Below are 11495 nucleotides of genomic sequence, written 5' to 3' on the forward strand. Positions count from 1 at the left end.
GTGGCTCTTCGAGCATGCCACAGCTGTTTGGCCTTGGACAATCGGATAATTGGATAATTGCCTGAGCTCTGCTAGCTTCAAGAGACAATAAGAAAGAGAAACATCATGAGCAGTCGTACGGATAGTTGGAAACGAGAATTGCCGGTCGGCGCGGTGGTTCGGCGTACCCCCGGAATCACCCGGTGGGCCCGGCATATCTGGACACCGGTTGCGGTTATACCTGGTGCACCGGAGGCATTCTGGAAAGAAATGGTCCGGGAGGGCGAGGTGGTGGATTACCACGCCGGCACGGTGACCATGCAGCTCTATCGTGCCGACGCAGAGGCCTACCTTGTCTCCCTGAACATGATCACCCCGTCTGTCTGGGTCATCCTTGATCGGGACCAATCCGGACAATCTCCGTCAGGGTGGTTTGTCAGTGATATCACCGCCAGCGCCTATGAGGCGCAGGATGCTTTGGACAGCGGCGAGAGCATTGTTGAACCCGTGCCCATTCCCGAGTCACTGGCCGCCTGGATCAAGGAATTTATCGATCTGCACTACATTGAGGAACCGTTCAAGAAGCGCCGTCGCGACAAGAAAAGCGTCGATGGCAAAGAAGACGGCAAAGGCGACCCACGAATCCGCCAGCAGAGCGATGTTTACCGCGCACCCACCAACCTCAAAAATCGGAGGGTGCCGTAATGACAGAATCACGCCTGCAACGATGGTCGCGCAAAAAAGCTGAGCACAGTCACAAGACTGAAGCCTCTCCCGCTTTACCGGTGGAAAACGAACCGTCCGCTGAAGAGCAGGAGCTTGCGATCAATCAGACCCTGCCCGAGCATGAGGTTCTGGCGAAATATGGATTACCCGATCCGGATGCAATCCAATTGGGCACCGACGTTACCGGCTTCATGCGCAAAGAGATCCCGGAACTATTGCGCCGCAAAGCCCTGCGTGCACTCTGGAGATCGAACCCCGTCCTGGCCGTGCTTGATGGTCTGAACGACTACGACGAGGATTACACGAACGCGGCCACCGCCGGCCAAACCGTCAAGACCCTGTATAAGGTCGGCCAGGGCATGTTCGACAAAACCGCAAAGAAGGCTGAGCAAGCAAAGCCGCCTGCCAAGAGTCACTCTGGAATTGCGGAGCTCGTGGAACCCGTTGACCCCGTTGAACCTCCGGAACCGGCAGCACTAACCGAACAGCCGCACATTCAGAATACGGCTGAGCCACCGAGCGCGCCACGACAGCCGCTGCCTGAAGCGGAGGTGGAAGAGGCAGAACCCGCTCCGCTCTACCGACCGAGGATGCGATTCGAGTAGAAGCGACCATAAATCCGACATGTCTCGAGACTGGTTGCGCCTTTGCCTTTTCGGGACTATAAATCTGAATAGCACAAAAATTAAACAACAACGTAAAGGAACGAGACTTGGTCAACACCGCTGAAAGCCTATGTCCTCGCTCGATCACTGAAGAGGATCGCGCCAGGGCCCAGATTTACCAGTTGCTCGGCAGCCTGCTGAGCAACCCGCCTTCGGCTGAGCTACTCAAGGGTTTGGCAACGCTTCAGGGCGACGATACGCCCATCGGGTCGGCCTCACGGAACCTCGCTGCTCTGGCACAACGCACCAGGGCCGAGGACGCCGAGCGTGAGTTCAACAATCTGTTCGTGGGGCTCACCCGCGGGGAGCTGCTGCCCTACGCCAGCTATTACCTCACCGGATTCCTGAACGAAAAGCCCCTGGCAAATTTACGCAGCGATCTTTTATCCAGGGGCATCAGCACCCGTAACGACGTAAAGGAGCCCGAAGACCACATGGGCATCCTGTGCGAGATCATGGCAGGCATTATCAGTGGCGAGTTTGGTGGTGCGAGCGACGTAACCTCGCAAAAAGCCTTTTTTGAAGCCCATCTGGCAAAGTGGGCGCGATTATTTTTTACCGATCTGGAGGAAGCGCAAAACGCCATCTTCTACGCACCGGTGGGCTCGCTGGGTCGAGCCTTTATGACCGTAGAAGAAGAAGCCTTTGCAATCCAGTAACCGGGATCGCTCTGATCCCTCAAAACAGGTGGAGATGTCCTATGGACAACCAAAATGAGCAAAACAGCCGCCGCCAGTTTCTGCGAATGGCGGTCGTTGCAGCCCCGGCTGCAGTCGCGATGGCCGTTGCACCGAACGCTGCGGCCGATGTGGTCAAGGACGCCCCGAAGAGCAACGGACTGCGCGATACAGAGCACACACGCAAGTACTTCGAAACAGCTCGCTTTTAACGAATCTGCACGCCATTCAAGGTTGCGAAAGGCTCTTGAATGACCGCACCTTCTGAAAACGAGAACAATAAAAGAGAGAGGTATTCGACATGTTAAGGAAGAGAACCAACGGGGTAGCGAAAGGCCCCCGTGCTGGATCTTTACTTTCATCCCTCGCTACCAAAACCATGGACCGTCGTAGCTTCCTGGCGGCCTCGGGCATCACGGTAGGTGGACTGGCAGCACTATCACTGCCAACAACCCGGGTAGAAGCGTCAACGCCCTCAACGGGAGGCGGCGAAGTCGTTCGTAAAAAATCCGTCTGTACCCACTGCTCGGTCGGCTGCACGGTTGAAGCCGAAGTCCAGAATGGCGTCTGGACCGGGCAGGAGCCCGGCTGGGACAGCCCGTTTAACCTGGGCGCCCACTGCGCCAAAGGTGCGGCGGTTCGTGAGCACGCCCACGGCGAGCGTCGCCTGAAGTCGCCCATGAAAATGGTCAACGGTGAGTGGCGCAAGATCTCCTGGGAAGACGCCATCAACGAAATCGGCGACAAGATGCTGCAAATCCGCGAGGAAAGCGGCCCCGATTCCGTGTACTGGCTCGGCAGCGCCAAGCACAACAACGAACAAGCCTACCTGTTCCGCAAGTTCGCCGCTTACTGGGGCACCAATAACGTTGATCACCAGGCCCGAATCTGTCATTCCACCACGGTTGCTGGCGTAGCCAACACCTGGGGTTACGGTGCCATGACCAATTCCTACAACGACATCCACAAGTCCAAGGCGATCTTCCTGATCGGTGGCAACCCGGCGGAAGCGCACCCGGTGTCTTTGCTGCATATTCTGAAGGCCAAGGAAGAGAACAACGCACCGCTGATTGTGTGTGATCCGCGCTTTACCCGCACCGCTGCCCACGCAGACGAGTACGTGCGCTTCCGTCCGGGTTCGGACGTTGCCCTGATCTGGGGCATCCTGTGGCACATCTTCGAAAACGGCTGGGAAGACCGGGAATTCATCCGCACCCGCGTTTACGGCATGGAGGACATCCGCGCCGAAGTGGCGAAGTGGAATCCGGAGGAGGTTGAACGCGTCACCGGTACTCCGGGCGCGCAACTTGAGCGCGTTGCCCGCACCCTGGCCAACAACCGCCCGGGTACCGTAATCTGGTGTATGGGTGGCACCCAGCACACCAATGGCAACAACAACACCCGCGCTTACTGCATCCTGCAACTGGCTCTGGGCAACATGGGTGTGGCTGGTGGCGGCACCAATATCTTCCGTGGCCACGACAACGTGCAGGGCGCTACCGACTTCGGCGTAGTCGCCGACAGTCTGCCGGGCTATTACGGCGTTGCCGCAGGTTCCTGGGCCCACTGGGCGCGGGTCTGGGAAGAGGACCTGGACTGGCTGAAAGGTCGTTTTGCCACCTGGGACAAAGACGGCAAATCCCGCGCCATGATGTACGAAAAAGGCATCCCGGTATCCCGCTGGATCGACGGCGTTCTGGAAGCGAAAGAAAACCTGGAACAACCGGACAACACCCGAGCCATGGTGTTGTGGGGCCACGCACCCAACTCGCAGACCCGTATGCTGGAAATGAAGGAAGCCATGGAGAAACTCGACCTGCTGGTTGTGGTGGATCCTTTCCCGACCGTGTCTGCCGTATTGCATGACCGGACAGATGGCGCCTACCTGCTGCCGACAACCACGCAGTTCGAAACGACGGGTTCGGTCACCGCCTCCAACCGTTCATTGCAATGGCGTGAGAAAGTGATGGAGCCGCTGTTCGACTCCAAGGTGGATCATGAAATCATCAAACTGTTTGCGGACAAGTTTGGCTTCACTGATCGTATGTTCCGCAACATCGCCATTGAAGGCGACGAGCCGGTAATTGAAGACATCACCCGCGAGTTCAACCGTGGCATGTGGACCATCGGGTATACCGGCCAGTCTCCTGAGCGGCTCAAGCTGCATATGGCCAATCAACATCACTTTGACAAAACCACCCTGCGCGCAGTGGGTGGGCCCTGCGATGGTGATTACTACGGTTTGCCATGGCCGTGCTGGGGTACCCCGGAGATGAACCATCCGGGCACCGCCAACCTGTACGATATGTCGTTGCCGGTGTCCAAGGGCGGCCTGACCTTCCGGGCCCGATTTGGTGTTGAGCGTAACGGTGAGAACCTGCTGGCTGAAGGGGTTTACTCCAAGGATTCGGAAATCAAGGACGGCTACCCGGAATTCACCATGCAGATGCTGATGGACCTTGGCTGGGACGGCGATCTAACTGCCGAAGAGCGTGCGGCCATCGACGCGGTTGGCGGACCGGAAGCCAACTGGAAAACCGATCTGTCTGGCGGTATCCAGCGTGTGGCGATCAAGCACGAGTGCGCACCCTTCGGTAACGCCAAGGCCCGCGCCATCGTCTGGAACTTCCCGGACCCGGTGCCACTGCACCGCGAACCGCTGTACACCAACCGTCGCGACCTGGTGGAAGACTACCCGACTTACGCCGACAAGACCTTCTGGCGTGTGCCGACCATGTACGAGTCGATTCAGAAGAACGACTTCAGCAAGGACTTCCCCATCATTCTGACTTCTGGCCGACTGGTGGAATACGAAGGTGGCGGCGACGAAACCCGGTCAAACCCCTGGCTGGCAGAACTCCAGCAAGACATGTTCATAGAGGTGAATCCACGCGACGCCAATAACTTGAACATTCGCGATGGCAGGGATGTCTGGGTGTCTGGCCCGGAGGGCGCGCGCATCAAGGTAAAAGCAATGGTTACCGAAAGGGTTGGCGAAGGCGTGGCCTTCATGCCGTTCCACTTCGGCGGTCACCTGCAAGGCGAGGATCGTCGGCATAAATACCCTGAGGGTGCCGATCCGATCGTGTTGGGTGAATCCACAAACACCGTTCAGACATACGGGTACGACTCGGTCACGCAGATGCAAGAGACCAAGTGCACCCTGTGTGCCATCGAACCAGCATAACAAGAGGTGTAGACCATGGCACTTGAAGGACAAGCAAGAGCAAAATTCCTTTGTGACGCCGAGCGCTGCATCGAATGTAATGCTTGCGTGACAGCCTGTAAGAACGAGCACGAAGTCCCCTGGGGCATCAACCGCCGCCGCGTGGTCACCATCGAGGATGGCAAGCCAGGCGAGCGTTCCATCTCGGTAGCTTGCATGCACTGTTCAGACGCGCCGTGTATGGCCGTTTGCCCAACCGACTGCTTCTACCAGACGGCGGACGGCATTGTGCTGCACTCCAAAGACCTGTGCATCGGGTGTGGCTACTGCTTTTACGCCTGCCCCTTCGGCGCGCCCCAGTTCCCCCAGGCGGGTAACTTTGGCAGCCGGGGCAAGATGGACAAGTGTACGTTCTGTGCAGGTGGTCCTGAGGAAGACCATTCAACAACGGAGTTCAACAAATACGGTCGCAACCGTATTGCAGAGGGCAAGTTGCCGCTCTGTGCGGAAATGTGCTCAACCAAAGCCCTGTTGGCCGGTGATGGCAACACGGTTTCGGACATCTATCGCCAGCGAGTGGTGAACCGTGGTTTCGGTTCCGGCGCCTGGGGATGGGGAACAGCTTACGAGAAGAAGGGCGCTTAAGCTCACCCGTGGATTCCGGAGCCTCAGGGCTCCGGAATCGATCGGGATAACTTATTCTTTTTGTTCATTCCGCTGGAGCGCTCTCATGAACCGAAAACTATTGGGTGCCGCCCTGCTTGCAATGGCGACACTGCTTTTTAATCCTGCCTGGGCAAGCGATGCCCCGGCGGTTGATCGAACCGCGACCGGGGGCGCGCAAACCCTCGAAGACATCATGGCTCGCCAGCAACAGCTGAAAATGGACGAGGCGTTCCGTTCTGAAAACCTCGGCAACCCGGCCAACGCCAAGCCGATCACGGAGCAACTGGGCACCCGGGGCGGCGTGTCAGACTCCGATGTCTGGCGGGGCATCCGCTACAACCAGAGCGATATCAAAACCCAGGCCAGGGGCCCGGGGGCCGATGTGCTGATTCAGGACGGCGGCATGCCCTGGTACAAGCTCCGGGAAGGCCCCATGGTCACTTACGGCGGTGGCGCCCTTCTGGGCATCATTCTGCTGCTGGTAGTGTTCTACTTTGTTCGCGGCAAAATCATGATCGATGGCGGCCCTTCCGGCACCAAGATCGAACGATTCAAAGCCATCGAGCGCTTTGGCCACTGGTTATTGGCGGGGTCGTTTATCGCCCTGGCGCTGACCGGCCTGATCACGCTGATGGGGCGAAGTTTCCTGATTCCCGTGATTGGGCACGAGGCCTATTCAACCCTCGCAGTGGGTTCCAAGTGGTTGCACAATAATGTCGCCTGGGCCTTTATGCTGGGCCTGGTCATGACCTTCGTCATGTGGGTCGCGCACAACATACCCAACAAGCTCGACTGGCAGTGGATCAAGGCGGGCGGTGGCATCTTCACCAAGTCCCACCCCTCCTCGAAGAAGTTCAATGCCGGCCAGAAGATCATTTTCTGGACGGTGATGCTGCTGGGCGTCTCGGTGTCCCTGTCGGGCCTGTCGCTGCTGTTCCCGTTTGAAATGCCCATGTTCGCTGGCACCTTCAGCGTTATTAACAGTGTTATCGGTACCGACTTCCCGACTGCGCTGACGCCCCATGAAGAGATGCAGTACGCCAACATCTGGCACTCTATCGTTGCGTTCGCCATGATGGTGGCCATCATCGCCCACATCTACATCGGCTCTGTCGGTATGGAAGGTGCGTTTGATGCCATGGGCAACGGTCAGGTTGACCGTGAATGGGCCCGCCAGCATCACGACCTGTGGGTGGAAGAGGTTGAGGCAAAACAGGGCAAAGGGGGTTCATCATGAAAGTTATGGTAGCCGCGTTTGTCGTGGCTCTGGTCATTGCCGTTTGCGCGCCCGTGGTACTGAACCAGTTTGGCTGGTCCTCCGCAGAACAAGGCAGCAGCTCCACGAGTGTGCGCCTTGACTGACCAGACAGAGGTATACCGGATCGACGCTGTCGGTCTGGTATGCCCGCTTCCGGTTTTGCGCTTCAAGAAACGCACCCAGGGGCTGCCCAGTGGCACCCGGGTGGAATTCCTGGCGGATGACGTCAGTGGCCGCCGCGATTTGCAGGCCCTGTGCGAGATCACCGGCCACCAGATTGAATCGGTCCACGAAGAAGATAACGGCGTCATTCGTTATCGTATTTGCCTGGCCTGAAGCAAAGCGCCCAATACCTCTGGCCACAGATCATGGTTGCGATGCACTACGACGTCGATATTGGTCCGGTGTAACGCCAAACCACCGCTTGAATGCCCGGCGGAAATTCGCGCTGTCGTGATAATTCAGCAACTCCGCAATGGCCTCGACCGACACCGAGCTATCCCGCAGATAGCCAATCGCCTGCTGCGACAGAATACCGTCCCTCAGTTGTCGGAAACTGGTGCCTTCCGCTTTCAATCTTCTCGCCAACGTGCGCTTGCAGATAAACAGCGCAGCGGCGGCCTCTTCTTCCGTCAGCACGCCTGGTGGATGAGACAGCATCATTTTCTGTACCCGGTATTTGCAGCTCTCACGGTCGGACTGCAATTGCGCCAGCATGCCTTCACATTGCTTCAGTGCCATCATGTAGTTCTCATGGTTGGCGGACGCATTGGGCAGCTTGCACACGTCGAGCGGAATGTTCAGCGCGAGTGAGGTTGCGCCAAATGTTATCGAACCCGGAATGTACCGCGTAGCAATGGCTGTACCCAGGCTCCTTGTGCAGAAACCCGCATACCACCTCCCCCACCGGTCGGCCCACAATAAATTCCGCACAATCAAAAAAGATCACCGCAAAGCTCTCACTCAGAACCTTTAAAAGTGATTCCGACAATTCCACATGAAAGCGGCAAGTCACCTCCAACCAGTTGTCCCTGGCGGCCATCTCAAGGCGGGCCAGGTTCATGCGGGTTGGCAGGAACACCTGAAAAGCCCGAATGGCAGTCAGCAGGTCCGGGCTGCTGTTGACCAGAAACCCCATGGCACCGTGGGTAGGCGACGTCAGCCGCCGGCCCAGGCGCAATCCGAAGGTATCGTCATTAGCCAGCTGCAAACTGTTATCCAGTATCTGCAATTGCTGTTGCGGGGTCAGCAGAGTGTCCTCCTGCAGAAACTGATCCACTGTCAGCTGGGTCATCGCCAGCAAATCCGCGACATCGCGGGTTTGTAAAGCCAACTCCCGGGTAATCAGTCGGCTGTAATTGGAGGGAATACACGGCTGGCTCAGGTCAATGTCGTGCATCATTATTCTTGTGTCCTTGAGTGAGCGCCTGAAGACCGGCGCACACCTTGAGTGTCTTTAAATGACCCCTCGCTGTCAATTAATGACCTGCCACCCGAACACCTCTAATCGTAATCTGGCTTCCACTGAAACCACTCCAAAAACAACAGAGGTGAAACGCGTATGGGTCAGATTACATTTATTGAACACAACGGTGCCGCACATGTGGTCGAGATTGCCGCAGGCCAAACGCTGATGCAGACCGCCGTTGATAACGGCATCCCGGGAATAGACGCGGATTGTGGCGGCGCCTGCGCCTGTGGCACCTGCCATGTAATTGTTGATCACGACCGGATTCAGGCCACCGGCAACAACGAAACAACTGTGTTAACCGAGGTATCCTATGAACCTGCTGAATTCACTGATTGAGCCTGCCCTGAAGCCGGTTATGGATAAGGCTGCGGCGGTTATTCCTGTTCATTGGCAAGTCCGTGGAGCTCATGCTATTCAGAGCATCAAGCAGCGTACCGGCAGGAGCCGCGAAGTGCCGGTGTTCAATGAAGTCCCATTACCCGATGTATCCACTCTTGCGTTACAAGACATCGACCTGAGCAATCCGTTTCTGTACCGGCAAGGCCTCTGGGGTTCCTATTTCAAGCGGTTGCGGGATGAGTGCCCGGTGCACTTCCAGAAACAGAGCCCGTTCGGCCCGTTCTGGTCGATCACCCGCTACGAGGACATCATGTTTGTGGATACCCGCCATGACCTGTTCTCCGCCGAGCCCATCATTTCCATTGGCCCCCAGCCTGAAGGGCTGGAAATCGAAACCTTTATTGCCATGGACCCACCCAGGCACGATGCCCAGCGCCAGGCTGTGCAGGGTGTGGTAGCACCGAAAAACCTGGCGCAAATGGAAGCGCTGATTCGCAGCCGCACCGCCGATGTGCTGGACCAGCTTCCGGTGGACGAACCCTTTGACTGGGTACAACGGGTATCGGTTGAACTCACTTCCCGTATGCTGGCCACCCTGTTCGATTTCCCCTTCGAGCTGCGTCACAAACTCGCTTACTGGTCGGATGTGGCCTCCGGCGCCCCGGAATCCACCGGAGGGCACGCCAACCGTGACGAGTTTTTCCGGGCGGCCGCCGATATGGCGCAGCAGATGTCGTTGCTGTGGCGAGAAAAGGAGGCACGGAAAGCTGCTGGTGAAGAAACCGGGTTTGACCTGATCAGTCTGCTGTTGGCCAATGACGACACCCGGGACATGATCAACCGCCCGATGGAGTTTATGGGCAACATGGTGCTGCTGATCATCGGCGGCAACGATACCACCCGTAATTCCATGACCGGAGGCGTGCTGGCGCTCAACCAGTTCCCCGAGGAGTTCACCAAGCTCAAGGAGAAACCGGAACTGATTCCCAACATGGTCTCCGAAATCATCCGCTGGCAAACACCCCTGGCCTACATGCGCAGGGTGGCCAAGCAGGACGTAACGCTGAACGGGCAGACCATTAAACAGGGCGACAAGGTGGTGATGTGGTACGCCTCAGGCAACCGGGACGAAAGAGCCTTTGAGGAGGACCCGGAGCTGTTCATCATCGACCGCAAGAACGTGCGCAAACACCTGTCTTTTGGGTTCGGTGTGCACCGCTGCATGGGCAATCGCCTGGCGGAAATGCAGCTGCGGATACTGTGGGAGGAGATACTGAAACGCTTTGACGGCATTGACGTGTTGGCAGAGCCTGAGTACGTACAATCCAACTTTGTCCGTGGTTACAGCGCGATGATGGTAAAACTCTCCGCCAGACAATAGCCTGGAGGGGATCAAGCCCTTCCCCCCTGCGACCTGATGTCGCTGTCAGGACGCGGGGTTACCATAGTATTGGCATCACCTGTTAAACTGACCATTGAGTACGCTTGCGCGTGCAGCATGCAATCCGATTTACGACTTGCCAACCATTCCGTCGACGGTGACCGGGCAAGCGGGGACTATTGAACAATGGCAGAACACCAGGCATTCACGCCAACCCACAAAACACTTCTTGGCATCACTGTTGTACTGGTGTTGGTTGCCAGTTTCTGGTCCACTCAGAGCTCATCAGCGAAGATACCCGCCCTACCGATTGAGCCCCTGGTTACGCCAACGAGTGCAGCAGCCAGCACCGAAACACTGCCCGATGCGATTGCCGAATCACGGCCAGACACCCGCACTCAACACCACGAAGTGCAGTCGGGCGATACCCTGAGCAGCATTTTCAGCTCAGCTGGCGCGCCGGGCTCGGATTTGAACAAGATTCTTGAAGCCGATGTGGAATACCTGGCTCTGGAGACATTGCAGCCAGGTACACAGCTACGGCTGACCTTTGACGATCAGGACAGGTTCACCGAGCTTGCCCTTGTGCTTGATTCCGCCCGCACCGTTTTCTATACCCGCACCGACGATGACCAGTTCGAATACCGCCGGATGGAAGCAGACACTCACTGGGTGTCTGAAGTGCTTAGAGGCTCCATTGAAGGCAGCTTCTACGTTTCTGCGGTAAAAGCAGGGCTCACCGCGCACCAGATTGCCTCGGTCAACCAGTTGCTTGAACACCGCCTGAATTTCCGGCGGGATTTACGTGCCGGCGACCAGTTTGCCGTAATCATCAGCCATGAAATGGCCGATGACCAAAGCACCGGTAAAACCCGGGTTGAAGCGGTTTCGCTGAAGCGGGGGAGCCGCACACACACCGCATTCCGGTTTGAGGACGGCAATTACTACGACCAAAACGGCAAAAGTGTGCTGCCCGCGTTTCGCCGCTGGCCCACCCAGACGCCTTACCGGGTCAGTTCCCACTTCAATCCGAACCGCAAGCACCCGGTCACCAAGCGAATCGCCCCCGTCGTCTGTCAAGGTAGTTGGAACCTGATTCATTTTGGCTCTAATAAGCCACGCATTGCTCTTTAACAGTTTGTTCCTCGGGTAGCGGGTTTAGCCACA

14 protein-coding genes are annotated in these 11495 nt (G+C 57.3%); 12 read left to right on the top strand and 2 right to left on the bottom strand.

The features are described from left to right. Positions 1–105 precede the first annotated feature (105 nt). The 9 genes from J122_RS15965 (at position 106) to J122_RS16000 (ending at position 7473) form a co-directional block, all read left to right on the top strand. Complete coding sequence (locus J122_RS15965; RefSeq protein ID WP_061333164.1) at positions 106–684, top strand: DUF3305 domain-containing protein; 579 nt, start codon at positions 106–108, stop codon at positions 682–684. Further along, complete coding sequence (locus J122_RS15970) at positions 684–1310, top strand: DUF3306 domain-containing protein (RefSeq protein WP_061333165.1); 627 nt, start codon at positions 684–686, stop codon at positions 1308–1310. The genes J122_RS15965 and J122_RS15970 overlap by 1 nt, the downstream gene beginning before the upstream one ends. Before the next feature lie 107 nt (positions 1311–1417). Next, positions 1418–2029 carry a molecular chaperone gene (locus J122_RS15975; RefSeq protein ID WP_061333166.1) on the top strand — a complete coding sequence of 204 codons (612 nt, stop codon included), beginning with the start codon at positions 1418–1420 and terminating at the stop codon, positions 2027–2029. 41 nt (positions 2030–2070) lie between these two features. After that, a complete protein-coding gene (locus J122_RS15980; RefSeq protein WP_061333167.1) occupies positions 2071–2259 on the top strand; it encodes a hypothetical protein in 189 nt (62 codons plus the stop codon). 89 nt (positions 2260–2348) lie between these two features. Next, complete coding sequence (locus J122_RS15985; protein WP_061333168.1) at positions 2349–5234, top strand: formate dehydrogenase subunit alpha; 2886 nt, start codon at positions 2349–2351, stop codon at positions 5232–5234. A gap of 15 nt (positions 5235–5249) precedes the next feature. Next, entirely contained in the window at positions 5250–5858 is a 609-nt protein-coding gene (gene fdh3B / locus J122_RS15990; RefSeq protein WP_058092956.1) for a formate dehydrogenase FDH3 subunit beta, read from the top strand. 85 nt (positions 5859–5943) lie between these two features. After that, positions 5944–7116, top strand: coding sequence for a formate dehydrogenase subunit gamma (locus tag J122_RS15995; protein ID WP_061333169.1), 1173 nt, complete (start codon positions 5944–5946; stop codon positions 7114–7116). After that, complete coding sequence (locus J122_RS25950; RefSeq protein WP_264753582.1) at positions 7113–7241, top strand: hypothetical protein; 129 nt, start codon at positions 7113–7115, stop codon at positions 7239–7241. The genes J122_RS15995 and J122_RS25950 overlap by 4 nt, the downstream gene beginning before the upstream one ends. Next, entirely contained in the window at positions 7225–7473 is a 249-nt protein-coding gene (locus tag J122_RS16000; protein WP_264753583.1) for a sulfurtransferase TusA family protein, read from the top strand. Before J122_RS25950 ends, J122_RS16000 begins: the two co-directional genes overlap by 17 nt. Positions 7474–7503: 30 nt before the next feature. Here J122_RS16000 and J122_RS24830 read toward each other — a convergent pair whose 3' ends face one another. Beyond that, positions 7504–7881: a helix-turn-helix domain-containing protein gene (locus tag J122_RS24830; RefSeq protein WP_227510243.1), complete on the bottom strand. Its 378-nt coding sequence runs from the start codon at positions 7879–7881 to the stop codon at positions 7504–7506. A 7-nt stretch (positions 7882–7888) separates the two neighbouring features. Further along, the gene (locus J122_RS24835) at positions 7889–8539 is read right to left on the bottom strand and encodes an AraC family transcriptional regulator ligand-binding domain-containing protein (protein WP_227510244.1); all 651 of its coding nucleotides are present in this window, start codon (positions 8537–8539) and stop codon (positions 7889–7891) included. Between the two features lie 159 nt (positions 8540–8698). Between J122_RS24835 and J122_RS21255 the strand changes: the two genes are divergently transcribed. The 3 genes from J122_RS21255 (at position 8699) to J122_RS16020 (ending at position 11462) form a co-directional block, all read left to right on the top strand. Next, a complete protein-coding gene (locus tag J122_RS21255) occupies positions 8699–8944 on the top strand; it encodes a 2Fe-2S iron-sulfur cluster-binding protein (RefSeq protein ID WP_082780613.1) in 246 nt (81 codons plus the stop codon). A gap of 19 nt (positions 8945–8963) precedes the next feature. Continuing rightward, positions 8964–10328, top strand: a complete 1365-nt coding sequence (locus tag J122_RS16015; protein WP_227510246.1) for a cytochrome P450 — start codon at positions 8964–8966, stop codon at positions 10326–10328. A gap of 186 nt (positions 10329–10514) precedes the next feature. Further along, the gene (locus J122_RS16020) at positions 10515–11462 is read left to right on the top strand and encodes a LysM-like peptidoglycan-binding domain-containing protein (RefSeq protein ID WP_061333172.1); all 948 of its coding nucleotides are present in this window, start codon (positions 10515–10517) and stop codon (positions 11460–11462) included. Positions 11463–11495: the final 33 nt, after the last annotated feature.

It is taken from the genome of Marinobacter excellens LAMA 842, from assembly GCF_001574445.1.
Classification (GTDB): Bacteria; Pseudomonadota; Gammaproteobacteria; order Pseudomonadales; family Oleiphilaceae; genus Marinobacter; species Marinobacter shengliensis.